We start from the raw sequence: 26,357 nt of genomic DNA, 5'->3' as shown, positions 1-26,357 counted from the left end.
TCGGGTCAGGATGGTCCGCATGGGCAGGCGGGTGGCGGTGGCGGCGACGGGTCCGGTCTCCGCCGACGCGGGGATGGCGGCAGCCGCGGCCGGGGGGAACGCGGTGGACGCAGCCATCGCGGCCATGGTCGCGGCGATGACGACCGAGCCCGGGATCGTGTCGGTGCTCGGCGGCGCGTTCGTCACTGTGTGGCCTGCCGGCGGCGAACCCGAGGTGGTCGACGGCAACGTCGAGATGCCGGGCCGGGGCCTGCCGCGCGAACGGTTCGGGACCGGACTGCGCGAGGTCACCACCAGCTACGGCGGCGGGCTCACCCTGTACGCCGGGCACGGCAGCGTCGCCACCCCCGGCGCGTTCGCGGCCCTGGGGGTTGCCCACGACCGCCACGGGACCGCGCCGTGGCGCGAGGTCCTGGCCCCGGGCGTCACCGCTGCGCGGGACGGGTATGCCGTGGGCGCGGCGGCCGCGAGCTACCTCGCGCTGACGGGGGAGAGCGTCTTCGGCTGGGACCCGCACACCCGGCCACTCGTGCGCCGGGCGGACGGCAGCCCGGTGCAGGCGGGCGACCTCGTCCGCAACCCGGACCTCGCGACCACCCTCGAGCACATCGGTGCCGAGGGTGCGCGCAGCCTGTACACCGGCGACCTCGGCGCCCGGATCGCGGCCGACATGCATGAGCGCGGCGGGCTGGTCACGGCCGCGGACCTCACGGCATACCGGGCGCAGGTGCGCACCCCGCTGCGGATCCGGCTCGGCGACTGGGACCTCGCGACGAACCCGCCGCCGTCGGTGGGCGGCCCGATGCTCGCGGTGATGCTGGGCGAGCTCGCAGCGGCCGAGGGCTGGGACTGGGCCTGGGTGGTCGAGGTGCAGCGGCGGGTCCTGACCTACCGCACCCGGGTGCACGACCTGTCGACCGACCTGGAGGAGGACGGGTACGCGCTGCTCGAGGCGGTCGAGCGTCACGGCCTCGCGGGCCTGCCCACGTCCTCGTCGACGGCGCACGTGTCGGCGGCCGACAGCGACGGGACGGTGTGCGCGATCACGGCCTCGAGCGGGTACGGGTCGGGGGCGACCGTGCCGGGCACGGGGATGATGCTCAACAACTGCCTCGGCGAGCCCGAGCTCAACCGGCTCGGCCTGCACGCCCTCGAGCCCGGCACCCGGCTCGCCTCGAACATGGCGCCCTCGGTGGCCCGGGCGCACGACGGCTCAGTGCTCGCCGTCGGCAGCCCCGGCGCCGACCGGATCACGACGGCGCTGATGCAGGTCCTGGCCCGGCACTGCCTGCACGGCGACCCGGTGCAGGAGGCGATCGACGCCCCACGGGTGCACGTGCGGGTGCTCGACGGGGACGTGCAGGTCGACCACGAGGACGACGAGGCGCTGGTGGCCGCCATCGGGGCACTCGGGCTCCCGGCGTACTCGCACGGGCCGCGCTCGATGTTCTTCGGTGGGGTCGGTGCCGCGTGGCGGGACTCCGGCGGCACCCTGGCCGCTGCCGGCGACCCCCGCCGCGAGGCCGCCACCCGCGTCTCCGCCTGACCTGCGCGCCTGTCCCCGCTGCGGGATCGGGTGCCCAGACGGGCGGGAATCCGCCCGTCTGGGCACCCAAGTGCCGAGAGGTCGCCGCGGAGGGGTTGCGGGAGGGAGCCTCAGCGGGAGGCGCCGGTGACGACCCAGGCGTCGCCGCGGACCCGCCACCAGAAGAACGCGGCCCGGATCGCCATGAACGCCGTGAACACCACCCACAGCACCGTCACGGCATACGGCGCCCCGTGGGCGAGCAGGTCGTCGCCGGCGAGGTGGACCCACACCGCCAGCGGCGCGTAGAGCACGAGCGTCGCGGCCATCGCGCCCGCCAGCCAGCGGCCGTCGCCGGCGCCGATGAGGACGCCGTCCACCACGAAGACGTACCCGGCCAGCGGCTGGCCGAGGGCGACGACGACCAGGGCCGCGGCGAGGGCCGAGCGGACGGCCGGGTCCGAGGTGAACAGCGCCGGCAGCAGGCGGTGGACCGCCAGCAGCAGCAGGCCCAGGACGGCGCCGCCCCAGACCCCCCAGCGCAGCATCAGGGTCGTGGCCGAGCGCGCAGCCACCACGTCACCGGCCCCGAGCGCCTTGCCGGTGAGCGCCTGAGCGGCGATCGCGAGGGCGTCGAGCGCGAAGGCCAGGAAGCTCCACACCGTCGTCGCGACCTGGTGCGACGCGAGCGGCACGTCGCCGAGCCCGGCGGCGACCCACGTGGTGAGCAGGAGGATCGCCCGCAGCGCCAGGGTCCGCACGAGCAGCGGTATGCCGGTGAGCCCGGCCCGCAGGACCCGCCCCGGGTGGGGGTGCAGGGTCGCGCCGGCGCGGCGGGCGTGGCCGACGAGCACGGCCGCGAGCCCGGCGGCCATGCCGGTCTGGGCGATCACGGTGCCCCAGGCCGAGCCGGCGATGCCCCAGTGGAAGCCGTAGACGAAGAGCAGGTTGAGGGCGATGTTCGACGTGAAACCAACGACCGAGGCGACGAGCGGGGTGCGCGTGTCCTGCAGCCCGCGCAGGACCCCGGTCGCGGCGAGCGCGACGAGCATGGCCGGGATGCCGAGCGCGGAGATCCGCAGGTAGGTCGCGGCGTAGTCGATGGCGGCGTCCGAGGCCCCGAAGAGGCGGCACAGCGGCTCGGCGGCCAGGCCCACCGCGACGGCGGTCAGCGCCCCGAGCCCGACCGCGAGCCAGGTGCCGTCCACCCCTGCGGTCAGGGCACCGCGCTCGCTGCCCGCCCCGACCTGCCGGGCCACGATGGAGGTGGTGCCGTAGGCGAGGAAGACGAAGATGTTCGCCGCGGTGATGAGGGTGGCGCTGGCGACGCCGAGGCCGGCCAGTTGGGCGGTACCGAGGTGGCCGATGATCGCCGAGTCGGCGAGCAGGAAGAGCGGTTCGGCGACGAGGGCGAGGAAGGCAGGGACCGCCAGCCGCAGGACGTCGCCGGCCTGGCCCGAGCCGACCTGCTCGGGGCCGTCCTGCTCCGGGCCCGGCTGCTCCGGAACGTCCCCTCCTGCGGTGCGCACCGCGCCACGGTACCGACGTGGGGGCGGCGGTCAGTCGGTGCCCGGCAGGTCGGGCGCCACCTCGACGTCGATGCCCTTGGCGCGGAACGGCTCGAGGGCGGCCGGGTCGACCCCGGAGTCGGTGACCAGGGTCCAGCGGGCCGGCATGACGGCCCAGGCGTGGAACGGGGCCTGGCCGATCTTCGAGGCGTCGGCGAGGACGTAGACGTGGTCGGCGCGGCTCATCATGAGCTCCTTCAGCCGGGTCTGCTCGAGGTCCTTCTCGTTGATGCCGCGGTCGGCGCGGACGCCGTCGGCACCCATGAAGGCCCGGTCGAAGGTCATCCGCTCGAGCGCCTGCTCGGTGACGGGCCCGACGAAGCTCTGGCTCATCGGCCGCAGCCGGCCACCGAGCAGCACGATCTCGAGGTCCGCGGGTTCGGCCTCGACGAGGACCTCGAGCGCGGGCAGGCCGATGGTCGACACCGACAGGTGGCGCAGCCCGGTCAGCTCCTGGGCGAGTGCCGCGGTCGTCGACCCACCGTCCAGGAGCACGCTCTCACCCGGGACGATCTGCGAGGCGGCCCAGGCCGCGATGGCGCGCTTGGCGGCGTGGGCCTGCCCGAGCCGCTGGCGCAGGGAGGCCTCGGGGTGCGGCTCGAGGCTGAGCGCACCGCCGTAGGTGCGGGCCAGCTTGCCCTGCGTCGTGAGCAGGGCGAGGTCGCGACGGATCGTGGAGGGGGTGACGCCGAAGGTGGCCGAGAGCTCCTCGACGCTGGTCAGCCCGTTCGACGAGGCCATCTCCACGATGCGGTCGCGCCGGGGTCCGGATCGAAGCCTGTCCATGGTTGGGCGCACCCTAGTCGACGCGGCGCTCACGAGGCGACGGGTTCGGGCGCCATCTCCCGGGCGAGCCGCAGGGCCTCGACCATCGATCGGTGGTCCGCGATGCCCTTGCCCGCGATGTCGAAGGCGGTGCCGTGGTCGACCGAGGTGCGGATGACGGGCAACCCCACCGTGACGTTGACGCCGGCCTCGAGCCCCAGCACCTTCACCGGGCCATGGCCCTGGTCGTGGTACATCGCGACGACGAGGTCGTAGTCGCCGCGACCCGCGAGGAAGAACAGCGTGTCGGCGGGCAGGGCACCGTGGACGTCGATGCCGTCGGCGCGGCACGCCTCGACGCCCGGGTTGATCTTGCTCTCCTCCTCGCCGTGGCCGAACAGGCCGTTCTCGCCGGCGTGCGGGTTGATGCCGCAGACGCCGATGCGGGGGTGGCTCACGCCAGCGTCGACCAGGGCGCGGTGACCGCGACGGATCGTGCGCTCGACGAGGCCCGGCTCGATCTTGGCCACGGCGTCGATGAGGCCGATGTGGGTGGTCACGTGGATGACCTTGACGCGAGGTGTGGACAGCATCATCGACACCTCGGGGGTGTCGGTGAGCTTCGCCAGCAGCTCGGTGTGCCCGGGGAAGACGTGGCCACCGGCGTGCAGGGCCTCCTTGTTGAGGGGCGCGGTGCAGATGGCCTGGACGTCGCCGGACATGGCGAGCTCGCTGGCCACGCGGATGTAGTGGTAGGCGGCGTCGCCGGCGACGGCCGACAGCTGGCCGAACGGCAGGTCCTCGGGCAGCAGGCCGAGGTCGATGACGTTGATGCGCCCGGGGGTGTACTCGGCGTCGGCGACACCGTCGACCGCGACGACGTCGGCCTGCAGGCCGACGATGTCCGCCGCGGTGCGCAGCCGCCGGGCGTCACCCACCACCACGCAGTGCGCACCCCCGGTGACCTCCGGGTCGAGCAGCGCGCGCACCACGATCTCGGGGCCGATGCCGGCGCCGTCGCCCATGGTGACGGCGATGGTGGGGGTTGTGCTCATGACGGCTCCTGGTGGGGTCGGTGGGTGAGGGTCGTGACGATGTCGGCCAGGGCGGCGCCGTGGCCGAAGCTTCCGGGGCGGGTGACGACGGTGCGGCCGTCGTCGGCCAGGGCGGTGACGGCGCCGGCGTCCGCGCGGACGGGTCGCAGGCTGCGCACGCCCAGCCGGTCGAGGACGGCGCGGGCCGTCTCGCCGCCGGTGAGGACCAGTGCGGCGGTGGCCGGCACTGCGGGCACGACGGCGTCGGCCAGCGCGGCGACCAGGTGGGTCGAGACGGACGGGTCGACGGGCGCGGCCGCCGGGCGGACCACGGTGACCGGCGCCGAGGCGCCGAGGTCGGGCAGCACGGCGGTGCCGGCGAGCAGGTCGGCGACGGTGGGTTCCACCACGTCGGCGCCGGCGGCCGCGAGCTCCGCGACCTCGCGGGCGAGGCCCGGTGCTGCGGAGCCGGCCACGACGAGGACGCGGGACGCGGGTGCGGCACCGTCACGGCATACGTCCCCCTCCTCCACGTCCGGGCGGAGGGCACGGGCGGCGGCGGCGGCCAGGCCGCCCGCACCGACGAGCACGGCGCCGGGGAGCTCCGCGGCCGCGGCCACGAGCGTGTCGAGGTCGGCATCCGTCTCGGCGTCGCAGAAGCAGGTCCGGCCGGTGCGGGTCGCGTCGAGCATGGCGGCGACCAGCCGGCTGCGCGGACCGCGCACGACGTCCAGCGGCACGGCCAGGACGTCCAGGCCGGGCAGCGCCTCGGCGGCCCTGCCCGGAGGAGTCCGGTGCTCGGCGTGCCAGAGGTCCGTCTCGTGCAGGGGGCGGCCGGCGACGTGCACGACACCTCCGACGACGGTGCGCCCTGCGGTCGGGGTCGCGGGACAGATGACCACGGGGGGAGCCGGGTACCCGGGCGGGGTGAGCGCCTCACGGACCGCGCGCACGAGGTGCTCGGGGGTGCCACGCAGCAGCGAGTCGACCTTGACCAGGACGTGCTGGGGGCAGCCGGCCGCCGCGAGCGCCGTGCGCACCCGGTCGGTGACCACGGGTCCCGGCGCGTGCCGGGTGTGCAGGTCGACGCAGCGGACGCGGGTGGCGGACCGCCCGGTCGCCGGCTGCGGCGAACAATCCACCAGAATGCGCGTTGTGCGCAACAAGAACTGCGCCGCTGCCTCGGACGCGCCGGAAAGGTCGTCCGCCAGGATGAGCTGCTCCGTCATCGACGCGACCTCCCCGAACCCTTCGAAATTCAAGTACCACAGCGGTTTTCGCAGTGGTGGTGCGTGCTCACGCCAGTGGCTGGAGAAGCGGTGCGGCTCTGCACCAGCGTTCACATAACGCAATTCACGCTACAGCTATTGCGCACAACGCGCAACTGTGCCATCGTGGCCGTCGGAGCAGAGACGCCCCCCTGGGCGCACCCCGGAGACTTCAAGGAGGAAGTTCATGTCCGACATCGTCCGGTCCCTCGAGGCCACAGTTTCCGGGAGCGAGGGTGTGTCCCGCCGAGCCGTGCTGCAGTTCGCCGGCCTCATCGGCCTCAGCACCGCGGTCGGCGCAGCCGTGAGCGCGTGCGCCGGTCCGCAGTCGGCGGCCGGGTCCGGTGGGTCCGCCGCGGCCGACGGCGGCAGCATCAGCATCGTCCTCAACCGCAACCTCGTGAGCCTGGACAACAAGCTCAACCAGTACGACGCCGCGGTCACCGTGCAGCGCGCGGTCCGCCAGGCCCTGACCCGCATCGGCAACGACCTCAAGCCCGAGCTCGTCCTGGCGCAGTCGTTCGAGCAGACGTCGCCCACGGTCTGGACGGTGAAGCTGCGCGACGGCATCCACTACTCCGACAAGTCGCCGGTCACGGTCGAGGACGTCGACACCGCGCTCAAGCTCTACTTCCAGGTCAAGGCCGGCTATGTCGCCTCCCAGTTCCCCGAGCAGCCGACGTTCGCCAAGGTCGACGACACGACCTTCACCCTGACGACGAAGAAGCCGCTCGCCACGCTGAACTCGCTGATGTCCAACATCCTCATCACGCCGGCCAAGGCCAACAAGCCCGAGGAGCTGCGCGACGGCATCGGCTCCGGCCCCTTCACCGTCGCCGAGGCCGACTCGGGAACCGGGACCTACCGCCTCGTGCGCAACGAGAACTACTGGGGCGAGAAGGCACTCCTCAAGGAGGTCAAGGTCTCCTACCAGGAGGAGGAGGGTGCCCGCGTCATCGCGATCACCTCCGGCCAGGCCGACGTCATCGACACGATCACCCCGGAGTCGACGGCGGCCCTGAAGTCCAAGAAGGACATCGACATCGTGCAGGAGCCGGGCACCCGGCTGATCCACCTGTTCTACAACTTCCGCAAGCCGTCGTCGCACCCGCTCTCGCGGCCCGAGGTGCGCGAGGCGCTCTCGCACGCGGTCGACCACGACGCCCTCATCAAGAGCCTCATGAACGGCCTGGTCCGCTCCGCCGAGGGTGTCGTCCCCACGACCCTCGCGGGCTACGTCAAGACCGGTGACTACACCTTCGACCCGGCCAAGGCGAAGTCGATGCTGGCGGCGGCCGGGGTCTCGAACCTCACGCTCACCTTCATCTGGGAGGACTCGGAGTTCGCCGGCGCGGCCCGCGTGCTCGAGGCGATCTCGGGGATGCTGTCGGACGTGGGCGTGAAGTCGGTCCTCAAGATGATCCCCAAGGGCGGCGACATCAACGCGTGGCGTCGCGGCGAGGCCGGGGACTGGGACGTGCTGGCCAACGGCTACGGCAACCAGACCGGCCTGGCCCTGACCAACCTGCAGGGCCAGTACGGCGGGACGCCGGAGAAGGAGAAGACCCGCGACACCTACCAGGGCTTCGTCGCCCCGGACGTCGTGGCGCTGCTCGACCAGGCGTCCGGCGAGGCCGACGAGGGCAAGCGCAACGCGCTGCTCGCCGAGGCGCAGAAGAAGATCTGGGCGCTGTGGCCGGCCATGTGGGCGTGGACCCCGGACGTCGTCCTGGCCAAGCGCAAGCGGGTCACCGCGCTCGACCTGTCGCCCGCGAACTCCTACGACCTGTCCAAGGTCAAGGTGTCAGGCTGACCCCATGCGCCGGTACGTGCTCAAACGCGTCGCCCAGACGGTGCTCACCGCCTGGCTGACCGTCACCGCCGTGTTCGTCCTGCTCCGGATGGCGCCGGGCGACCCGGCCGTCAACTACGCGCCGCCGAACCCGTCGTCGGAGCAGCTCGAGGCGATCCGCCACCAGTTCGGGCTCGACCAGCCCGTGCTGCAGCAGTACTTCACCTACCTCGGCCAGGTGCTGCGCGGCGACCTCGGGCAGTCGTTCCAGTTCCGCCAGCAGGCGCTGGACGTGGTGATGCAGCGGCTTCCGTACACCATCACCCTGGCGGTGGTCGCGATCGTCGTCACGGCGCTGGTCGCGGTCCCGCTGGGGGTGTGGATGGCGCGCCGTCGCGACACCGCCCCCGAGCTCGGGGCGAACATGGCGACCATCGCCGGGCAGTCGATGCCGGACTTCTGGATCGGGTTCGTGCTGCTCATCGTCTTCGCGGTGAACCTGCAGGTCTTCTCGCCCTCGGGCTTCACGTCGATGAGCTCGATCGTGCTGCCCTGCCTGACGATCGTGATCCTGCAGGTGGCGCTGATCTCCCGGCTCGTGCGGCGCGAGATGGTCACGAACCTCACCGCTCCGTACGTCACCATCGCCCGCTCGCGCGGGGTCTCCGAGCGCCGCCTCACGTGGCGGTACGCGTTCGCGAACTCCGCGATCCCGGTCGTCACCGCCCTGGGCACCCGGTTCGCCGCGATGCTCAACGGCGTCGTCATCGTCGAGGTCGTCTTCAAGTGGCCCGGTGTCGGTGAGCTGGTCGTCGACGCGCTCCAGCGCCGCGACTTCCCGCTGATCCAGGCCACGGTGCTGGTGACCGTCGTCCTCGCCCTGGTCGTCCAGCTCCTGGTCGACCTGCTCTACCCCCTCATGGACCCCCGGGTCCGACTCGGACAGGAGGCCCGCGCATGAGCGACACCGCCCTGCCCCGCCCCCGCGTCGCCGTCCCGGCGCGACTGCTGCGCCGCTCCGCGGCCGCCCGCAAGGCGCGGTACAGCACCGTCAAGATCTGGCTGGGCGCGCTCTGCGCCGCGGTGGTGGTGGTGCCGGTCCTGCTGGCCGACGTGCTGCCGCTGCCCGACCCCATCCGCGGCAACCTCTCGGCCTCGCACCTGCCGCCGTTCAGCCCGGGGCACGTCCTCGGCACCGACCCGAACGGGCGCGACCTGCTCTCGCGCATCCTCTTCGGCGGCCAGACCTCGCTGCTGATCGGCTTCCTCGCCATCCTCCTGTCCGGCGTGGTCGGCGTGGTCGCCGGCGCCGCGGCGGGCTACCTCGGCGGCTGGGTCGACTCGGTCGTCTCGCGTCTGCTCGAGGCCCAGATGTCGCTGCCGCTGCTGCTCATGCTGCTGCTGGTGGTCGCGCTGTTCGGGCCCTCGGTCCCGGTGATCACCCTCGTCATCGCGCTCGCGCAGTGGCCCGAGCCGGCCCGCCTCACCCGGGCGCTGGTGCTCGTGGAGCGGGAGAAGCCGTACGTCGCCGCGGCCCAGGTCCTCGGCCTGCGCCGCATGACGATCATCGTGCGGCACATCATCCCCAACATCCTGTCCCAGACCCTGGTCGTGGTGTTCCTGCTGCTGGCGCAGGCGGTGTTGCTCGAGAGCGCGCTGTCCTTCCTCGGCGCCGGCGTACAGCGGCCCTACCCGACCTGGGGCGGCATCATCTCCGACGGCCGGGAGCTGTTCGTGACCGGCGAGTGGTGGCTCGTCACCGTCCCGGGCATCGCGATCGCGCTGCTGGTCCTCGGGGTCAACCTGCTCGGCGACGGCCTGCGCGACCGGGTCCGCCGCGCCAAGGCGGGGAGCGAGTCATGAGCATCGTCGACGTGCAGGACCTGACGGTCGACCTGATGGCGCCGCACGGCGTCGTGCGGGCGGTCGACGGCGTGAGCTTCCACATCGACCGCGGCGAGACCGTGACGATCATCGGCGAGTCCGGCTCGGGCAAGTCCACGACAGCGATGGCCCTGCTGCGGCTGCTGCCCGACGACCTCGCCGTCCTCGGCGGCACGGCCACCATCGACGGCAAGGACGTCGTCGGCACGCGCAAGCACGTCACCGCGCTCCGCGGTCGCACGGTCGCCCTCATCCCGCAGGACCCGATGACGGCGCTCAACCCCATCGCCACGATCGAGCGGCAGATGGTCGAGGCGATCCGCCTCAGCCACCCCGAGCTCGGCAAGCGTGAGGCATCGGCCCGCGCCCTGGAGCTGCTGCGCCAGGTGCACCTGAGCGTCCCCGAGCGCCGGTTGAGGTCCTACCCGCACCAGCTGTCGGGCGGGATGCTGCAGCGGGTGCTCATCGCGATGGCGCTGTCGGCCGAGGCCGACCTCATCGTCGCCGACGAGCCGACCTCGGCCCTCGACGTGACGGTGCAGGCCGGCATCCTCGACCTGCTGCTCGAGATCCAGGAGGAGACGGGGGCGGCGATGCTGCTCATCACGCACGACCTCGGCGTCGCCCGCCTCATGAGCGACCGCATCCACGTGATGAAGGCCGGCTCGTTCGTCGAGAGCGGCCCCGTGGAGCAGGTGGTGGACGCGCCGCAGCACGCGTACACGCGCCAGCTGCTCGCCGCCATACCGGCGCTCGGTCCCTGGGAGGACCCCGACGCGGCGCCGGAACCGGTCAGCCTCCCCGTCGCGGGCGCCGCCGAGCCGGCCCACCGCCCGCGCCTGCTCACCACGAAGGGAGACGTCGCGTGAGCACCACGAGCCAGCGCACACCGGGCGCCCCGCTGCTGGACGTCCGCAACCTCGTCGTCGAGTACGGCTCCGGCGAGCACGCCTACCGCGCGGTCGACGACGTGTCGTTCTCGGTCCCGGCGGGCGGCTCCCTGGCCGTCGTCGGCGAGTCCGGGTCGGGCAAGTCCACCATCGCCAAGGCCCTCGTCCGGCTGCTCAAGCCGACGTCGGGCTCGGTCGTCCTCGACGGCACCGACCTCGCCACCCTCGGCGAGCGGCAGCTGCGGCCGCTGCGGCACCGCATACAGATGGTGTTCCAGGACCCCTACGGCTCGCTGGACCCGCACCTGTCGGCCCGCGACATCGTCGCCGAGCCGATGCGGGCCCGCGGTGAGCGGTCCGCCTCGGTGCGGCGCAAGCGTGCCGCCGAGCTCATCGACCAGGTGGGCCTGCCGGCCTCCGCCCTCGACCGCAAGCCGCACGAGTTCTCCGGGGGACAGCGCCAGCGCATCGGCATCGCCCGCGCGCTCGCGTCCGACCCGGAGGTGCTCGTCCTCGACGAGGCGACCAGCGCCCTCGACGTCAGCGTGCAGGCGCAGGTGCTCCAGATCCTGGCCGAGCTGCGCCGGGAGACCGGGCTGACCTACCTCGTCATCTCGCACAACCTCGGCGTCGTCCGGGCGATCAGCGAGCAGGTGCTCGTCCTGCGCCGCGGCCAGGTCGTCGAGCAGGGTGACACCGAGGAGCTGCTGACGCGGCCCCGCGAGGAGTACACCCGCCAGCTGCGGCGCAGCGCCCTCGACCCCGCCCTCATGTCCGGGCGCAAACCCCGTGACGTGGTCCGCGCGATCGCCGCGGCCCGGGCGGCCGAGAACCAGGCGGCGGCCCAGGCGGTGGCCTCGTGACCGCCACCGCGACCACGCAGCTGCCCGGGCTGGTCAAGCCGCTGCCGCGCCTGGTGCTCGGCACGATGACGTTCGGGGACACCGCCGACCTCGACACCGCCCGCGAGATGGTGCAGGTCGCGCTCGACGCCGGCGTCACCGCGATCGACACCGCCAACGGGTATGCCGGTGGGCGCAGCGAGGAGATCCTCGGCGAGGTCCTGCGCGGCCGGTTCGACGACGTGAGCGTCGCGACCAAGGTCGGCATCTACGCCGGGGACGCGGCCGGGCACCCGTTGCTGTCGCGCGAGGGCATCCGCCCCTCGCTCGAGGCCAGCCTGCGCCGCCTGGGCACCGACCGGGTCGACCTGCTCTACCTGCACCAGCCCGACCGGTCGGTGCCCCTGGACGAGACGGCGTCGGCCCTGGCCGAGCTGGTCGACGAGGGCCTCGTGGGAGCGCTCGGCGTCTCGAACTACGCGGCCTGGCAGGTCGCCGACGTCGAGGCCGCGTGCGACCGCGCCGGCGCCCCGAGGCCCGTGGTCGCCCAGCAGCTCTACAACCTCGTGGCCCGTCGGATCGAGCAGGAGTATGCCGAGTTCGCCACGACCCACGGCCTCGCCACGGTCGTCTACAACCCGCTCGGCGGTGGCCTGCTGACCGGCCGGCACCGCTTCGACGAGGCACCCGGCGAGGGCCGGTTCGGCTCCTCGGCCCTGTCGCAGATGTACCGCGACCGCTACTGGAACCGGGCGCTGTTCGACGCGGTCGAGGCGCTCGACGGCATCGCCCGGCAGGCCGGCCTCGGGCTGCCGGAGCTCGCGTTGCGCTGGCTGCTGTCGCAGGACGTCGTCACGGCGGTCCTGCTCGGCGGCTCCAAGCCCGACCAGCTGCGCGCCAACCTCGCCGTCGCCGACCGGGGCCCCCTGCCCGCCGACGTCCTCGACGCCTGCGCGGAGGTGGGCCGCACCCTGGACGGCCCCATGCCGGCATACAACCGCTGACACGGCACCAGACACGGCACCGAAACCGACACCGACCGACACCGGAGACCCGACGTGACCACGCAGCCCCTGACCACCGAGCCCGTGCCCCCGACCGCCAGGGCGTTCACCGACCGGCTGCGCCGCCGCGAGGCCGCGGTCGGCTACTGGGTCGTGCTCGACGCCCCGGTCGCCACGGAGCGGATCGCCCGGCTCGGCTACGACTACGTCTGCGTCGACGGCCAGCACGGGCTCGTCGAGTACTCCGGCATCCTGCGCGCGCTCACCGCGGTCGACGCGGGCGGCCGGTCGGTCGGCCTGGTGCGGGTCGGCGCCAACGACCCGTTCCTCATCGGCCAGGCGCTCGACGCGGGTGCGGCCGGGGTCATCGTGCCCCTCGTCAACTCGGCGCAGGACGCCGCCCGTGCGGTGTCGTCGGCGACGTACCCGCCGCAGGGCACGCGGTCCTACGGCCCGATGCGCTCCGGGCTGCGGGTCGGGCCGGTGCCGGCCGAGGCGAACGCCGCGATCGCCTGCCTGGCGATGATCGAGACGCCCGAGGGCCTGGAGGCGGTCGAGGAGATCTGCGCCGTCCCCGGGCTGACGGGCGTCTACGTCGGGCCGTCCGACCTGTGCCTCGCCGTCGGCGGTGCGTTCCCGGGCGACCCGGCCGTGGCCGACGTGTTCGAGGCAGCGCTCGAGCGCATCCGCGCCGCGGCGGCGGCTGCGGGCGTCGCCGCCGGCATCCACACCCCGGCCGGTGCCGATGCCGCCAAGCGGCTCGCCGAGGGGTTCACCTTCGCGACCGTCTCCTCCGACCTCGTGCACCTCGAGCGGGCTGCTGCCGACCACCTCTCGGCCGCGCGGGGCGACCGGTGAGCCCTTCCGACCCCGCGGCCACCTCGCGCCCCCCTGCCGCCGAGGTGGTCGCGGACGGGGTGCTGCGGCGGCGCGAGGACGGGCTCACCGAGGCCTACCTGCCGTCGCCCACGGTCCAGGCGCACGCGGCGAACCTCGCCGTCCTGCCCGGTGGCGACCTCGGGTGCGTCTGGTTCGGGGGCACCCAGGAGGGCGTGGCCGACATCAGCGTCTGGTTCTCGCGGCGGCCGGACGACGAGACCTCACCGTGGTCGGACCCGGTGCGGCTCAGCAGCGACCCGGACCTCTCCGAGCAGAACCCGGTGCTGTTCGTCGCGCCCGACGGCGTCCTCTGGTTGTTCTGGACCGCGCAGCGCGCCGGCAACCAGGACACGGCGGTCGTGCGGGTGCGCACCTCCTCCGACGCCGGCCTGACCTGGGGCGACCAGCGGACCCTGCTCGCCAAGGACGGCGAGGGTGTCTTCGTCCGCCAGCCTCCCGTGGTGCTGCCGGACGGCAGGTGGGTGCTGCCGACCTTCGCCTGCGTGCCGGTGCCCGGCGAGCGGTGGGTCGGCGACCGTGACACCAGCAGCGTGTGGGTGTCCGACGACGCGGGGGCGCACTGGCTCGAGCAGCCCGTCCCCGACTCCACCGGCGCCGTGCACATGTGCGTCGTGCCGCCGGCCGCTTCCGGGGCGTGGACGGCGTACTACCGCAGCCGCTGGGCCGACCACGTCCGCCGCAGCACCTCGCCGGACGGCTGCGCCTGGAGCGCGCCTGTCCCCGTCGAGCTGCCCAACAACAACTCCTCGATCCAGGCGGTCCGCCTCGCCGGTGGCCGGACGGCCATGGTGCTCAACGAGTCGAGCCGCCTCGACGCGACCGCCCGCCGGGCCTCGCTCTACGACGAGATCGACGACGACGGCATCGCCGAGGGTGCGGCGCCCGAGGTGGTCCCGGTCGCGGAGGGCGTGTCGGGAGGGACCGGACCGCGGCACGCGGACGGCCCCACGCACGGCGACGGGGCTCCGCGGGTCGCCTTCTGGGGGGCGCCCCGCGCGCCGCTCACGCTCGCGGTCTCGGGGGACGACGGCCTGACCTGGCCCTGGCGGCGGGTGCTCGCCGATGGCGACGGCTACGCGCTGTCGAACAACTCCCGCGACGGCCTCAACCGCGAGCTCAGCTACCCCTCGGTGGTCGAGGGGCCCGACGGGACCGTGCACGTCGCCTTCACCCACCACCGCAAGGCGATCCGCTACGTCCGCGTCCCGGCCGGCCAGGTGCCCGGCGCCGGCGAGACGGCCGCCGACAGGGCGTGAGCGGCGCCAGGAGCACCGGCGCCCGCAGCGCCGGCGCGAGCACCGCCGGGGCCGGCGCTGCCGGCACCGCCGTCGTCACGGGCGCGAGCTCGGGCATCGGCCGGGCGGTCGCCGTCCGCCTCCTCGCCGACGGCTGGCGCGTCGTCGGGTTGTCCCGGCGGGACCCGGGCCTCGAGGGCCTGGACTGGCGACCGTGCGACCTGTCGGACCCTGCGGCACCGGCTGCCGTGACCGCCGACCTGGCCTCGGTGCGGGCGCTCGTCCACGCCGCCGGGTTCCAGGAGAGCGGGACCTTGGCCGACCTCGACCCGGAGTCCGGGCGCCGCATGTACGACGTGCACGTCGGCGCCGCGACGACCCTCGCACACGCGCTCGTCGACCGCCTCGACGACGGCGGACGGATCGTCCTCGTCGGCAGCCGCACCGCAGCCGGGGTGGCGGGCAAGAGCCTGTATGCCGCGAGCAAGGCCGCGCTGCGCGGCCTCGCCCGCTCGTGGGCGCAGGAGCTCGCGCCGCGCCGGGTGACCGTCAACGTCGTCGAGCCCGGCCCCACCCGGACGGCGATGCTCCAGGACCCACGTCGATCGGCCACCCCCGTCGCGGTCCCGCCGCTCGGCCGGCTGGTCGAGCCCGAGGAGGTCGCCGCGCTGGTGGCACACCTGCTCGGACCGGACGGTGCCATGGTGACCGGCCAGCACTGGCAGGTCTGCGGGGGCGCCTCACTCTGATCGCCCGGACCCCGCGGACGTCAGGAGCGGCCCCAGCGCGCCCGGACGGTGGCGGGGACGTCGGCCAGCGTATGCCGTGGGCTCACCCCAGCGGGATGCGGTGGCGCACGTCCCCCAGCCCCCGGGCGACGAGCAGCTCGCCCGCGCCCGAGAGGGTCGCCCAGGCACCGGCATCGGTGTCCCAGCGGCGCCACAGCCGCGGCTCGGTCGCGACCTCGACGGTCGTCTCGGTGCCGGTCGGGACGCTGACCCCGGTCCAGCCCACGAGCCGGACCGGCTGGTCCTCCTCGGCGGGCTGGAAGTAGACCTGCACGACCTCGCGGGACTCCCGCGTCGAGGTGTTGCGCACGGTCACCTCCACGGTCGGCGTGGTGGCGCCGGAATCGTCACCGGCCCCGGCCCCATCGGCTGCGCCGGGCACACCGGCCCCACCAGCGGACCCGGCGCCGGTCCCGGCGAGGCGGGCGTCGGCATACTCCCAGGAGCCGTAGCCCTCGCCCGCACCCAGCCAGTGGGCAGGCGCCGGCGCACGTCCGGCGTGGAAGCCGCGGTACCCGACGAAGGTGCCGTCGGTGTACTCGAGCCGCAGGTCGGTGGGCTCGACGTCCCAAGCGGGCGCGGCGCCGTCGGCAGCCGGCCACGAGGTGACCAACCGCCCGGCGGGCTCGCGTATCCCGAGCAGGGCGTCCGCCACCGCGTGGCCGCCCTCCTGCCCGGGGAGCCCGACGACGAGCACCGCGTCGACGTCCTGCGCCCACGGCATGAGCACCGGGGTGGCGGCGTTGACGACCACCACGGTGCGGCGGGCGGCCGCGGCGACGGCGGCGACGAGGTCGTCCTGGCGACCGGGCAGCGCGAGCGTGGTCTTGTCGGTGGCCTCGGTCTCCTGCTCGGGCGTGAGTCCGACGACGACGACCGCGACGTCGGCCGCGCGGGCCGCCTCGACCGCCGCGGCGATGACCTCGTCGGCCGGCGCCGGCACCGGCGCGACCACGAGCGACTTGATGCCCATGCCCGAGGCGATGGCGTGCGACAGGGTGCTCATCTTCCCGTCGGGGCCGGGCTGCGGCTCGGACCGCACGACGGTCAGGACGGCCTCGACGATGGTGCCGGCGGGCAGGTCCAGGTCGGTGGTCCAGACCGGCGGCTTGAGCATGGACTCACCCGGGTCGGCGCCCTCGGCGGCGAGGTCGGCGGAGCCCACCTCGGTGCCATCGACGAGCAGCTGCCAGCGACCGGTGCCGCTGGCGCCGAGGCGCACCGGACCGCCGGCGACGAGCTCGGCCGACAGCCGCAGCTGCTCGGTCGGGCGGGGCAGGGTGTCGTCCCAGCCGGTCGTCACCGAGCTGGAGTCGCTGTGCTCGGCCAGCATGACCGTGCCGTCGGCGTCCACGTGCTCGACGTGCAGGCCGGGCGTGCCGGTCCTCGGGTCGCGGATCGTCTCGGTCGGTGCGGGCAGCGCGCGCTCGCGGACCTCGACGCCGTCGACGACGGTGAGGCGGTCGCCCAGCACCGCGTGCATCCCCTCGGCGATCGAGACCTGGTGCGGCGGGTTCACCTGCGCCGAGCCGCCGCCCATGCACACGGTGTCGACCGCGTGCCGTCCGAGGAGGGCGACGCTCTGCTCGCCCGACAGCGGGAGGACGCCGTCCTCGTTGCGCAGCACCACCATCCCGTCGGTGGCCAGGCGGCGCAGCTGGGCGCGGCGCTGCGGGGAGTCCGGGGCGGGCGAGTCGGTGGGCCAGGTCCGCCGGTCCTGCGGTGCGCCCAGCGCACCGACGCGCTCGGCGAGCCGCAGCAGGCGCACGACGTGCTCGTCCACCACCGACTCGGGCACCGCGCCGGAGCGCACGTCCGCCACCAGCTCCTCGCCCCACGGCCCGTCCGGGCCGGGCATGACGAGGTCCAGGCCGCCCAGCGCGGCGGGCGCGGACGTCTTGGTCGCGAACCAGTCGGACATGAGCAGCCCGTCCCAGCCCCACTCGCCCTTGACCACCTCGTTGTTGACGTGGTCCTGCTCGGTGGCGGCGACGCCGTTGACGTCGTTGTAGGCCGCCATGATCGACCACGGGTTCGCGTCGTCGACCGTGATCTCGAACGGCAGCAGGTAGACCTCGCGCAGCGCCTCCTCGCTCACCACCGAGTTCATGTAGTTGCGCAGCGTCTCCGACTCGTTGGCCACGAGGTGCTTGGGGCAGGCGCCGATCCCCTTGTCCTGCAGGCCCTTGACGTATGCCGCGGCGAGGCGGCCCGTGAGCAGCGGGTCCTCCGAGTACGCCTCGAAGAGCCGCCCGCCGAGCGGCGTGCGGTGCAGGTTGATGGTCGGCCCGAGCACGACGTGGATCTGCTGGCGCTCGGCCTCCTCGGCGAGCAGCTCGCCGACCTCGCGGGCGGTGTCCTCGTTCCAGGCGCCCGACAGCAGCGTGGCGGTGGGGACGAGCGCGACCTCCTCGCCGCCGGTGAACTTCAGCCCGCGGACCCCGGTCGGGCCGTCGGAGAAGGCCATCGGGGCCAGCCCGATCGACTCCTCGCCGTGGAGGGTGAAGGAGGTGGCCCCGGTGAGGAGGCGCACCTTGGTCTCGAGGTCGAGGCGGGCGACGAGGGCGGCGTAGTCGGTCACGGTGCCAGTCTCGCCCTCGACGGCCGATCCGTCGCTGCGGCGTCGACCGGCGGACGGCAGGCGGGCCGCTGCCCGTTCGCGGAAATCCGGTGGCGAGGACATCAGCGGCGGCAGGCAGAATGACGCGGTGCCCACGATCGTCTTCCTCCACGCCCACCCCGACGACGAGGCCTCGCAGACCTCCGGCTCGATGGCCCGCGCCGTCGCCGAGGGCAGCCGCGTCGTCGCCGTGTTCGCCACGAACGGCGACCACGGCGAGCTCCCGGCGTCCGGGCTGCCCGAGGGCGAGACCCTCGTCGACTGGCGCCGCCGCGAGGCGCTGGCCTCGGCGGCCGCACTCGGGGTGCAGCGCGTCGCCTGGCTCGGCTACGCCGACTCCGGCATGCGCGGCTGGGACCAGAACGGCGCCGACGGCTCGTTCCACGGCGCGGACGTCGACGAGGCCGCCCGCCGCCTGGCCGACATCCTCGACGAGGAGGACGCTGACGTGCTGGTCGGCTACGACTGGCACGGCGGCTACGGGCACCCCGACCACGTCAAGGTCAACCCGGTCGTGCACCGGGCCGCCGAGCTGGCCCGGCGCCGGCCGCGGCTGCTCGAGTCGACCATGAACCGTGACGCGATCCGCCGGACGTACCAGGCCGCGGTCGAGGCGGGGATGGCCGACCAGGCCTACGACCCGGACCAGCCGATGGACGACGGCAACCCGCTCGGCACCCCCGAGGCCGAGATCACCTGGCAGGTCGACGTCAGCGGCTACCTCGCGCAGCGGCGCGCCGCCCTGGAGGCCCACCGGAGCCAGGCCAGCGACATCGAGATGATGCTCGGCATGCCCGAGGAGGTCTTCGCGCAGACGTTCGGCACGGAGCACTACATCGAGCCCGGTGCCGAGCCGGGGATGCGCCCGGGCTGGCCGTTCGGCGGCTGAGCGTGGCGCAGCCGCACGAACCGGCACCCGCCGCACCAGCCGGGGCGTCCGGCGTGGGCGTCCACCCGGTCGACCTGCTGCGCCGCCCGCAGGTGGGCCGGCTGCTGGTGTCGGCACTCGTGGGGCGCCTGCCGAACGGCATGGTGCCGCTCGCCCTCGTCCTCTTCACGCGCGACAGCGGCAGCGGGTACGGGCGCGCGGGCCTGCTGACCGCGGCATACTCCCTGGGCTGCTGCCTCGGCGGCCCCGCGCTGTCTCGCGCCATGGACCTGCGCGGGCAGCGCGTGCCGCTCGTGCTGGGCGCCGTGGTGTCGTCGCTGGCCCTGGCGCTGCTCCCCGTGACCCCGACGGCCCTGGGGCTGGCCGTGGCCCTCGTCGCGGGGCTGACGACGCCTCCGCTCGAACCCGCGCTGCGCACCCTGTGGCCCTCGGTCCTGCACCCGCGCCAAGTGCCGGCGGCCTTCGCGCTCGACGCGGCCGCGCAGGAGCTCGTCTTCGTCCTCGGTCCGCTCGTCGTGCTGCTCGCGCAGCTGGCCGGTGCCGGGGGCGGGCTGGTCGCCGCGGCCGTGGTCGGGCTCGCAGGCACGGCGTGGTTCACGTCGACCCGCGCGTCGCGCGGCTGGACGCCGCCGGTGCACGAGGACCGGCACTGGCTCGGTCCGCTGCGCTCGCACCGCCTCGTCGTCCTGTATGCCGCGGTGCTGCTCGTCGGGCTCACCATCGGCGTGCCGGCGGTCGCCCTCGTCGCGTGGGCCGAGCAGGCGGGCGACCGCGGCCTGGCGCCGTGGCTCGTGGCCGCCAACGCGCTCGGCGCGCTCGCCGGCGGCGTCGGCTACAGCCCGCGGGCTCCGCACCGGGACGCCCGACGTGACCTGCTGCTCGGCGTCGGTGTGCTCGTCCTGACGTATGCCGCGCTGGCGCTGGTGCCCCGGAGCCTGCCCCTCATGGCGGTGCTCACCGTGGCGAGCGGGGTGGGGCTGCCGGTGGTGCTGACCTGCGTGTTCCAGCTCGTCGACCGGCTGGCCCCGCGGGGGACGACGACCGAGGCCTTCGCGTGGCTGATCTCGGCGTTCCTCGTCGGGTCGTCGGTGGGGGCCGCAGCGGCCGGGTCGCTGTCAGACGCCGGCCGGATCGCGGGGGCGTTCCTCGTCGCGGCCGCGTCGTCCGCGCTGGCCGGAGTCGTGGCCGCCGGTGTCGTCAGAGGTGTCGCAGCGCCTCGCGCCGACTGAGCCCGCTGAGCCGGCCGTCCCACTCGGCCACCCGGTCCCGGACCCAGTCGGGGTCGGTGCGCGCGTACTGGCGCAGCGCCCAGCCGATCGCCTTGCGCAGCCAGAAGCTGGGGTCGTCGAGGTTGGACTCGACGGCGTACCGCAGCAGCTCCACGTCGGTGCGGTCGCGGGCGCCGAGCTGGCAGATCACGCTCGTGCGGCGCAGCCACAGGTCCTCGTCGGTGGCCCAGGAGCGGACGACCGGCGTGACGGTCCCCTTGTGCGACAACAGGATCGGGCCGACCCGGTGGGTGGCGACCTCGTCGACGTGGTCCCACCAGGCGCCGGTGACGACGAGGTGCCGGTAGAGGGGGAGCGTCTCGGCGTCCTGCCACGCGCGGTAGGCGCGGTGGCCGGCGAGGGCCGTCGCGGCATACCGGTCCTCGCGGTGGGTGGCCTCGTCCCAGAGCTCGCGCACCGCCGCCTCCCACGTCGCGCGGTCCCCGATGCGCAGCGCCGGGTCGGCGAGCAGGGGGCGCAGCAGCGCCTTGAGCTCGGGCGAGGTGAGGCCGCGGAACGGCATGGCCGACTTCATGTACGCCTGCTGGGCCCGGGCCCGCTGCGGGTCGCCGGCCGGGGCGAGCGCGTCGCGGACGGCCTCGACGAGCGGGTGGGTCACGGGAGCCAGCATGGCCCACCAGCCATCACGGTGGGCGCTCAGTGACCGGCGGGCCTGAGCGCGACGGCTCGGGCCTCAGGCCGAGGCCGCTCGGCAGGGCGCAGCCCACGGACACGACGTAGGTGGTGCTGAGTCAGTGATGCGCTGGACGCATCACTGACTCAGTCCCGCGCGCCACCACGCCGGGACCCTGGGCGGGATCCCGGCGCGATGGCGAGACGAGGTGGTGGGGGACGAAACGGTGCGGGACGAGGCGGTGCGGGACGAGGCGGTGGGCGCTCAGTGGCCGGCGGGCCCGCCCTCGCCGGTGGTGGCCGGGGTGCGGACCGCGAACGCGATACCGACCGCGGCGACGGCAAGCACGGCACCGACCCCGAAGCCCCAGCGGATGCCGTCGCTGAGGGCGGCCAGCGGTGCGGCGCCTCCCTCTGCGGCCGTGGCGGCCCGCCCGGCCATGACGCTCACGACGACGGCGGTGCCGGCCGCGGCCGCAACCTGCTGCAGGGACCCCAGGACGGCGCTGCCGTGGGCGTACAGGTGCGGCGGCAGGACGGACAGGCCGGAGGTGAAGACGGGCGTGAAGATCAGTGCCAGCGACACCATGAGCACGACGTGCGCGGCGAGCACCAGCCACGGCGAGGTCTGCGGCGTCACCTGCGTGAACAGGGCCAGGGTCCCGGCCATGACGACCGCCCCGGGGATGACGAGCCGGGGTGCGCCGAGCCGGTCGTACGCGCGGCCGACGACCGGGCCGAGCACCCCCATCGCGAGGCCGCCGGGCATGAGCAGCAGCCCGGTCGACAGGGTGCTGAGCCCGAGGACGTCCTGCAGGTACAGCGGGAGCAGGATCATCGCGCCCATCATCGCCATGAACGCCGAGCACATGAGCGCGAGCGCGATCGTGAACGGCCCGAAGGTGAGCGTGCGCAGGTCGAGCAGCGGGCCGGCGCCACGCTGCTGCCGCACCTGGCGCAGCGCGAACGCTGCCAGCGCGAGCACCCCGACGACCGTCACGAGCAGCGGCGGCACCGCGTGGCTCGCCCGGCCGCCCTCGCCGAGCCCGCTGAGCCCGTAGACGAGCGCGCCGAAGCCGACGGCCGAAAGGACCACGCTGGGCAGGTCGATCCGGGTGGCGCTGGGCTCGCCGATGTCGACGAGGGCGCGGAGCCCGAGCAGTGCGGTCACGCCGGCGATCGGGAGCACCACCGCGAAGATCAGCCGCCACGACCCGAGCTGCAGCAGGACGCCCGAGACGGCAGGCCCGAGGGCCGGGGCGACCGACATCACGAGGGTGACGTTGCCCATCACCCGGCCGCGGTCCTGCGGCGCGACGAGCGTCATCATCGTAGTCATCAGCAGGGGCATCATCACCGCGGTGCCGCTGGCCTGGACGACACGGGCGGCCAGCAGGACCCCGAACGTCGGGGCCGCGGCGGCCAGCGCGGTGCCGGTGACGAACAGCCCCATGGCGAGGGCGTATGCCGTGCGCGTCCGGACCCGCTGGAGGAACCAGCCGGTCGCCGGGATGACGACGGCCATGGTGAGCATGAACGCCGTCGAGAGCCACTGGGCGCTGGTGGCCGGCACCGCGAAGTCCCGCATGAGCCGCGGGATCGCGTTGACCATGATCGTCTCGTTGAGGATGACCACGAACGTGGAGAGCACGAGGATCCGCAGCACCAGCGTGGTGTCGACGGTCGCCGGGACGGGTGCGGGTGTGGCAGGTGCCGGTGTGGGGGGTGCCGGCTCCGCGGGCAGGTCCCGGGCGGCGAGGGGTGGGTCGAGGGCGACGGCCGCGGCGGCCGGAGGCACAGCGGTGTCGTCGGTGGTGGCAGTCATGGGAGAGGTCCTTCGGGTCGGCGGGTTCACGGGTTTCGACCGGGGTCGGTCGCGGAACTCATCGCTCGTCCATGACGCACATCGTCGCGGGTGGCGCTTGCCGCACTCAACGGGTTATCGAGGAGTCCGACGGGTCGGGCGTCCACCCAAGGCCTGCGCCGGCTCAGCGAGCTGGGTCGACGATCGCGCCGTCACGCACCGGTGGGCGCCGCAGGTCCACCACGACGCCGATGCTGTTGCCGGTGCCGCGTTCGTAGGCGGCAAGGGCCAGGTGGTCGCCCTCCCCGTCCAGGGTGAAGAGGACGCCGATCGGGCCGAGACGGGTCGTCACCGGCGCGAAGCCATCGCGCCGCGCCTGCTCGACAAGGTCCGGCGTGACGGCGCGCATGAAACCGGTCCGGCGCCCGTCGTGGAAGCAACCCAGACCCGAGGTCGTGCGCAGGTGCGCGTACTGGACGCCGCCGTCCATGAGGAAGGTGCCGAACCCGGACACCGCCTCGAGGTCCCCGACCGCCACCAGGGCCGTCCGCCCGCGCGCGTCGACGTACCGGGACGTGGGGTAGCTGCCGGCGGGCACCGAGGTCGCCGCCTTCGCCACCCGGGCGTCCAGCGGGTCACGGACGGCGAGGTCCCCCCGTCCCATGCTTCACTCCGCACGCACCGTCACCTCCAGGACCGGGCCCTGCACGCGCTCGAGGTCCGGCGTCAGCACGTCCTCACGACCGCGCATCCGGTCCCGGCGCCCCAGGTCGACCACCCACAGCTCACCCGAGGTGGGTCGGACTTCGACGGAGCGTCGGCGGCGGTCGAACCTCAACCGCGCCCCGTCGGCCGACCTCACGCCCGTGGGCAGCGAGGACCAGTCGAGGGACAGGTTCGGGTCTTGGAGGTGGGCCAGTGCCTCCCGCGCGGTCAGCCGCCCCAAGTCGGCTGCGAGCCGGGAGGCAGCGTCGTCCTCGTCGGGCGGTCCAGGCATGGCCGGGACGGTAGCGGCTCGGTGGCCGTCGGGGGCGTGCTCCGCGGAAAGCCGCCGACGCCGGTGCCGCGGCGCGAGGTGGCGGCGGTCAGGTGCGGGGGTGTCAGGCCACGCCGTAGCGGACCCGGGCGCGTTCGCGGGCCTTCTCGGCCTCCACCTCGCGGTCCTTGGGGGGCGCGGTGGTGGTGAGGTGGTCGAGCAGGTGCTGGGTGGCGTGCGCGACCTCGAGGACGGCGGCGTCGAACGCGGCCTGGTTGGCCTGGCTCGGACGGGTGCTCCCGCTCACCTTGCGCACGTACTGCAGGGCGGCGGCGCGCACCTCCTCGGACGTCGCCGGGGGCTCGAAGTTGTGCAGCTGGCGGATGTTCCGGCACATGCGGGCAGGGTACGTCCGGCGGGCCACGGTTGTCCCTCGTCACCCGCTTTCCGCCCCCGACCGCCCACAGCCCGGGACACGCCCGGAAGTTTCTTCCCTCCACATCCCGTGGACGGCATACGCGCAGGTCAGGACGCATTCAGGGACGGACCGTCGCGGAAATCCACAGGGTTATCCCCCGACTGTGCACAAGCCGTCCCGGCGTTGCCCACATCTTCTCCCCAGCTCGTCCACAAGGGGGATTCGACGGCTCTCCGCGCCCGGCCCTAGCGTGTCCCGGTCACCCGCTGGAGGCGCTGTCGGTACCGACTGGTCCACTGGTAACCACACGGGTGTCGTTCGTTCCGCACAGACAGGGGAGTAGCCGGTGTCACTGGCCGAGTTGAGCACCAGCGCCTTCGGCTCCGCCGGCGACGGTGCTCCCGGTGGCGACGACCGCGTCCCCCCGCAGGACGTCCACGCCGAGCAGTCCGTCCTCGGCGGCATGCTGCTGTCCAAGGACGCGATCGCCGACTGTGTCGAGGGCCTCAAGGGCACCGACTTCTACCGGCCGGCGCACGAGCTCATCTACGACGCCATCCTCGACCTGTACTCCCGGGGCGAGCCGGCCGACGCCATCACCGTCTCCGACGAGCTGTCCAAGCGCGGTGACCTGCAGCGCATCGGCGGCCAGGCGTACCTCCACCAGCTCATCCAGGCCGTCCCCACCGCCGCGAATGCCGGCTACTACGCCGAGATCGTCGCCGAGCGCGCCGTGCTGCGCCGCCTCGTCGAGGCGGGCACCCGGATCGTGCAGCTCGGGTACCAGCAGGGCAACGGCGACGTCGAGGACATCGTCAATGCCGCCCAGGCCGAGGTGTATGCCGTGGCCGACAAGCGCGGGGGCGAGGACTACGTCGCGCTCGGCGACGTCCTCGAGGAGACGCTCAACGAGATCGAGGTCGCGGCCGGGCGTGACGCCAACGAGATGCTGGGCGTCCCGACGGGGTTCATCGAGCTCGACGAGCTGACCCACGGCCTGCACCCCGGCCAGATGATCGTCCTCGCGGCCCGCCCCGCGGTCGGTAAGTCGACCATGGGCCTCGACATCGCCCGCGCCGCGGCGATCAAGCACAAGCAGGCCACGGCCATCTTCTCCCTCGAGATGAGCCGCTCCGAGATCACCATGCGCTGCCTGTCGGCCGAGGCCCAGATCCAGCTCCAGGACCTGCGCAAGGGCACCATCGGCGACCAGGGCTGGAAGAAGCTGGCCCGGATCATGGGGCAGATCTCCGACAGCCCGCTCTTCATCGACGACTCCCCGAACATGTCGCTCATGGAGATCCGGGCGAAGTGCCGCCGGCTCAAGCAGCAGCACAACCTCAAGCTCGTCGTCATCGACTACCTGCAGCTCATGAGCTCGGGCAAGAAGGTCGAGTCGCGCCAGCAGGAGGTCTCGGAGTTCTCCCGTGCGCTCAAGCTGCTCGCCAAGGAGCTCGAGGTCCCGGTCATCGCGATCAGCCAGCTGAACCGTGGCTCCGAGCAGCGCGCCGACAAGCGGCCGGCGATGTCCGACCTGCGTGAGTCGGGCTCGATCGAGCAGGACGCCGACATGGTGATCCTGCTGCACCGCGAGCCCAAGGTCGAGGGCCGCGAGGGCGAGGTCGACGTCATCGTGGCCAAGCACCGCAACGGCCCCACCAAGGACATGGTGCTGGCCTTCCAGGGCCACTACGCCCGGTTCGCCAACATGGCCCGAGACGGCTTCTGATGGGTGCGGAAGTGCACGCCGGCGCGGAGCGCGACCTGCTCCTCGGACGTCTGGCCGGACAACGACGGCACGTGTTGGCGGCGGTCGACGGCCTCTCCGACGAGCAGCTTCGCCGGTCCGTGTTGCCGTCGGGGTGGAACCCGGTCGGGCTGGTTCGGCACCTCACGCTGGGCCTCGAGCGGTACTGGTTCGGGACGGTCATGGGAGGTGCACCGCTCGACTACTGGCCGGCGGGCCTGGGACCGGACGACGGTGCCGCGGACTGGCGGGTCGGCGACGAGGAGTCTCCGGCCGAGGTCCTCGAGGAGTACCGGCGTGCCATCGAGGCGTCCGACGCAGTGATCGCGAGCCTCGAGCTGGAGGCCCCACCCGCGCTGCCCGAGCCGTGGTGGCCGGATGCGGGCCTGTCCTTCCCAGACCTGCGCAGTGTCGTCGTCCACGTGTTGGTCGACACCGCCACGCACGCCGGCCACCTGGACGCCGTGCGCGAGCTCATCGACGGACACCAGCACCTCGTGCTCTGAC

The 26,357-nt window shown here is 73.8% G+C and carries 24 protein-coding genes; 14 read left to right on the top strand and 10 right to left on the bottom strand.

Annotated elements, in window-relative coordinates; genetic code table 11:
• The first annotated feature begins 19 nt into the window (after window positions 1-19).
• Window positions 20-1,546 (top strand): gamma-glutamyltransferase, encoded by a 1,527-nt coding sequence (locus RKE38_RS08130; RefSeq protein ID WP_316006936.1) that lies wholly within the window; start codon window positions 20-22, stop codon window positions 1,544-1,546.
• A 110-nt stretch (window positions 1,547-1,656) separates the two neighbouring features.
• Here the strand turns inward: RKE38_RS08130 and RKE38_RS08125 are convergent, their stop codons facing one another.
• From RKE38_RS08125 to RKE38_RS08110, 4 genes are read right to left on the bottom strand one after another with little or no spacing between them, the layout of a single operon-like run.
• Entirely contained in the window at window positions 1,657-3,054 is a 1,398-nt protein-coding gene (locus RKE38_RS08125) for an MATE family efflux transporter (RefSeq protein WP_410055436.1), read from the bottom strand.
• A gap of 30 nt (window positions 3,055-3,084) precedes the next feature.
• On the bottom strand, window positions 3,085-3,879 hold the full coding sequence (locus RKE38_RS08120) for a DeoR/GlpR family DNA-binding transcription regulator (RefSeq protein WP_316006935.1): 795 nt from the start codon (window positions 3,877-3,879) through the stop codon (window positions 3,085-3,087).
• Between the two features lie 29 nt (window positions 3,880-3,908).
• Window positions 3,909-4,913 (bottom strand): 4-hydroxythreonine-4-phosphate dehydrogenase PdxA, encoded by a 1,005-nt coding sequence (gene pdxA / locus RKE38_RS08115; protein WP_316006934.1) that lies wholly within the window; start codon window positions 4,911-4,913, stop codon window positions 3,909-3,911.
• Complete coding sequence (locus tag RKE38_RS08110; RefSeq protein ID WP_316006933.1) at window positions 4,910-6,121, bottom strand: four-carbon acid sugar kinase family protein; 1,212 nt, start codon at window positions 6,119-6,121, stop codon at window positions 4,910-4,912. Before RKE38_RS08110 ends, pdxA begins: the two co-directional genes overlap by 4 nt.
• Before the next feature lie 226 nt (window positions 6,122-6,347).
• Here RKE38_RS08110 and RKE38_RS08105 point away from each other — a divergent pair, with 226 nt between their 5' ends.
• The 9 genes from RKE38_RS08105 to RKE38_RS08065 all read left to right on the top strand — a co-directional run bounded on the left by RKE38_RS08105 (window position 6,348) and on the right by RKE38_RS08065 (window position 15,456).
• Entirely contained in the window at window positions 6,348-7,973 is a 1,626-nt protein-coding gene (locus RKE38_RS08105) for an ABC transporter substrate-binding protein (protein WP_316006932.1), read from the top strand.
• A 4-nt stretch (window positions 7,974-7,977) separates the two neighbouring features.
• Complete coding sequence (locus RKE38_RS08100) at window positions 7,978-8,913, top strand: ABC transporter permease (RefSeq protein ID WP_316006931.1); 936 nt, start codon at window positions 7,978-7,980, stop codon at window positions 8,911-8,913.
• Entirely contained in the window at window positions 8,910-9,815 is a 906-nt protein-coding gene (locus RKE38_RS08095; RefSeq protein WP_316006930.1) for an ABC transporter permease, read from the top strand. The genes RKE38_RS08100 and RKE38_RS08095 overlap by 4 nt, the downstream gene beginning before the upstream one ends.
• Window positions 9,812-10,705 carry an ABC transporter ATP-binding protein gene (locus RKE38_RS08090; RefSeq protein WP_316006929.1) on the top strand — a complete coding sequence of 298 codons (894 nt, stop codon included), beginning with the start codon at window positions 9,812-9,814 and terminating at the stop codon, window positions 10,703-10,705. The genes RKE38_RS08095 and RKE38_RS08090 overlap by 4 nt, the downstream gene beginning before the upstream one ends.
• Window positions 10,702-11,589: an ABC transporter ATP-binding protein gene (locus RKE38_RS08085; protein ID WP_316006928.1), complete on the top strand. Its 888-nt coding sequence runs from the start codon at window positions 10,702-10,704 to the stop codon at window positions 11,587-11,589. Before RKE38_RS08090 ends, RKE38_RS08085 begins: the two co-directional genes overlap by 4 nt.
• Window positions 11,586-12,572, top strand: a complete 987-nt coding sequence (locus RKE38_RS08080; RefSeq protein WP_316006927.1) for an aldo/keto reductase — start codon at window positions 11,586-11,588, stop codon at window positions 12,570-12,572. The genes RKE38_RS08085 and RKE38_RS08080 overlap by 4 nt, the downstream gene beginning before the upstream one ends.
• An 84-nt stretch (window positions 12,573-12,656) precedes the next feature.
• On the top strand, window positions 12,657-13,430 hold the full coding sequence (locus RKE38_RS08075) for an HpcH/HpaI aldolase family protein (protein WP_410055454.1): 774 nt from the start codon (window positions 12,657-12,659) through the stop codon (window positions 13,428-13,430).
• Window positions 13,427-14,728, top strand: coding sequence for a sialidase family protein (locus RKE38_RS08070; protein ID WP_316006925.1), 1,302 nt, complete (start codon window positions 13,427-13,429; stop codon window positions 14,726-14,728). The genes RKE38_RS08075 and RKE38_RS08070 overlap by 4 nt, the downstream gene beginning before the upstream one ends.
• Entirely contained in the window at window positions 14,725-15,456 is a 732-nt protein-coding gene (locus RKE38_RS08065) for an SDR family oxidoreductase (protein ID WP_316006924.1), read from the top strand. The genes RKE38_RS08070 and RKE38_RS08065 overlap by 4 nt, the downstream gene beginning before the upstream one ends.
• Window positions 15,457-15,538: 82 nt before the next feature.
• On the opposite strand, the gene RKE38_RS08060 is transcribed toward RKE38_RS08065, so the two are convergent.
• Window positions 15,539-18,076, bottom strand: coding sequence for a glycoside hydrolase family 3 protein (locus RKE38_RS08060; protein WP_316006923.1), 2,538 nt, complete (start codon window positions 18,074-18,076; stop codon window positions 15,539-15,541).
• 127 nt (window positions 18,077-18,203) lie between these two features.
• On the opposite strand from RKE38_RS08060, the gene RKE38_RS08055 reads away from it, so the two are divergent.
• Together RKE38_RS08055 and RKE38_RS08050 are read left to right on the top strand one after the other, a co-directional pair.
• Window positions 18,204-19,004, top strand: coding sequence for a PIG-L deacetylase family protein (locus RKE38_RS08055; RefSeq protein WP_316006922.1), 801 nt, complete (start codon window positions 18,204-18,206; stop codon window positions 19,002-19,004).
• A gap of 53 nt (window positions 19,005-19,057) precedes the next feature.
• The gene (locus RKE38_RS08050; RefSeq protein WP_316006921.1) at window positions 19,058-20,233 is read left to right on the top strand and encodes an MFS transporter; all 1,176 of its coding nucleotides are present in this window, start codon (window positions 19,058-19,060) and stop codon (window positions 20,231-20,233) included.
• Here RKE38_RS08050 and RKE38_RS08045 read toward each other — a convergent pair.
• From RKE38_RS08045 to RKE38_RS08025, 5 genes are all read right to left on the bottom strand, one after another.
• Window positions 20,202-20,891: a DNA alkylation repair protein gene (locus RKE38_RS08045; RefSeq protein ID WP_316006920.1), complete on the bottom strand. Its 690-nt coding sequence runs from the start codon at window positions 20,889-20,891 to the stop codon at window positions 20,202-20,204. The two genes, RKE38_RS08050 and RKE38_RS08045, sit on opposite strands and share 32 nt — an antisense overlap.
• Before the next feature lie 279 nt (window positions 20,892-21,170).
• Window positions 21,171-22,730, bottom strand: a complete 1,560-nt coding sequence (locus RKE38_RS08040; protein WP_316006919.1) for a DHA2 family efflux MFS transporter permease subunit — start codon at window positions 22,728-22,730, stop codon at window positions 21,171-21,173.
• Window positions 22,731-22,893: 163 nt separating this feature from the next.
• The gene (locus tag RKE38_RS08035) at window positions 22,894-23,373 is read right to left on the bottom strand and encodes a hypothetical protein (RefSeq protein ID WP_316006918.1); all 480 of its coding nucleotides are present in this window, start codon (window positions 23,371-23,373) and stop codon (window positions 22,894-22,896) included.
• 3 nt (window positions 23,374-23,376) lie between these two features.
• Window positions 23,377-23,706, bottom strand: coding sequence for a hypothetical protein (locus tag RKE38_RS08030; protein WP_316006917.1), 330 nt, complete (start codon window positions 23,704-23,706; stop codon window positions 23,377-23,379).
• 103 nt (window positions 23,707-23,809) lie between these two features.
• Window positions 23,810-24,082, bottom strand: coding sequence for a DUF2277 domain-containing protein (locus RKE38_RS08025; RefSeq protein ID WP_316006916.1), 273 nt, complete (start codon window positions 24,080-24,082; stop codon window positions 23,810-23,812).
• 382 nt (window positions 24,083-24,464) lie between these two features.
• Here RKE38_RS08025 and dnaB point away from each other — a divergent pair, with 382 nt between their 5' ends.
• The gene (gene dnaB / locus RKE38_RS08020; RefSeq protein ID WP_316007614.1) at window positions 24,465-25,832 is read left to right on the top strand and encodes a replicative DNA helicase; all 1,368 of its coding nucleotides are present in this window, start codon (window positions 24,465-24,467) and stop codon (window positions 25,830-25,832) included.
• The gene (locus RKE38_RS08015) at window positions 25,832-26,356 is read left to right on the top strand and encodes a DinB family protein (RefSeq protein ID WP_316006915.1); all 525 of its coding nucleotides are present in this window, start codon (window positions 25,832-25,834) and stop codon (window positions 26,354-26,356) included. Before dnaB ends, RKE38_RS08015 begins: the two co-directional genes overlap by 1 nt.
• Window position 26,357 lies beyond the last annotated feature (1 nt).

It is taken from the genome of Phycicoccus sp. M110.8 (assembly GCF_032464895.1).
Lineage (GTDB): Bacteria > Actinomycetota > Actinomycetes > Actinomycetales > Dermatophilaceae > Pedococcus.
Note: the sequence above shows the minus strand (reverse complement) of the source record. Positions and strands in the feature narration are given on the sequence as shown.

Excerpts from the sequence above, each read along its gene's own strand:
- RKE38_RS08130 (WP_316006936.1), top strand. The coding sequence starts at position 20 with ATGGGCAGGCGGGTGGCGGTGGCGGCGACGGGTCCGGTCTCCGCCGAC.
- RKE38_RS08120 (WP_316006935.1), bottom strand. The coding sequence starts at position 3,879 with ATGGACAGGCTTCGATCCGGACCCCGGCGCGACCGCATCGTGGAGATG.
- pdxA (WP_316006934.1), bottom strand. The coding sequence starts at position 4,913 with ATGAGCACAACCCCCACCATCGCCGTCACCATGGGCGACGGCGCCGGC.
- RKE38_RS08110 (WP_316006933.1), bottom strand. The coding sequence starts at position 6,121 with ATGACGGAGCAGCTCATCCTGGCGGACGACCTTTCCGGCGCGTCCGAG.
- RKE38_RS08105 (WP_316006932.1), top strand. The coding sequence starts at position 6,348 with ATGTCCGACATCGTCCGGTCCCTCGAGGCCACAGTTTCCGGGAGCGAG.
- RKE38_RS08100 (WP_316006931.1), top strand. The coding sequence starts at position 7,978 with ATGCGCCGGTACGTGCTCAAACGCGTCGCCCAGACGGTGCTCACCGCC.
- RKE38_RS08095 (WP_316006930.1), top strand. The coding sequence starts at position 8,910 with ATGAGCGACACCGCCCTGCCCCGCCCCCGCGTCGCCGTCCCGGCGCGA.
- RKE38_RS08090 (WP_316006929.1), top strand. The coding sequence starts at position 9,812 with ATGAGCATCGTCGACGTGCAGGACCTGACGGTCGACCTGATGGCGCCG.
- RKE38_RS08040 (WP_316006919.1), bottom strand. The coding sequence starts at position 22,730 with ATGACTGCCACCACCGACGACACCGCTGTGCCTCCGGCCGCCGCGGCC.
- RKE38_RS08035 (WP_316006918.1), bottom strand. The coding sequence starts at position 23,373 with ATGGGACGGGGGGACCTCGCCGTCCGTGACCCGCTGGACGCCCGGGTG.
- RKE38_RS08030 (WP_316006917.1), bottom strand. The coding sequence starts at position 23,706 with ATGCCTGGACCGCCCGACGAGGACGACGCTGCCTCCCGGCTCGCAGCC.
- RKE38_RS08025 (WP_316006916.1), bottom strand. The coding sequence starts at position 24,082 with ATGTGCCGGAACATCCGCCAGCTGCACAACTTCGAGCCCCCGGCGACG.
- RKE38_RS08015 (WP_316006915.1), top strand. The coding sequence starts at position 25,832 with ATGGGTGCGGAAGTGCACGCCGGCGCGGAGCGCGACCTGCTCCTCGGA.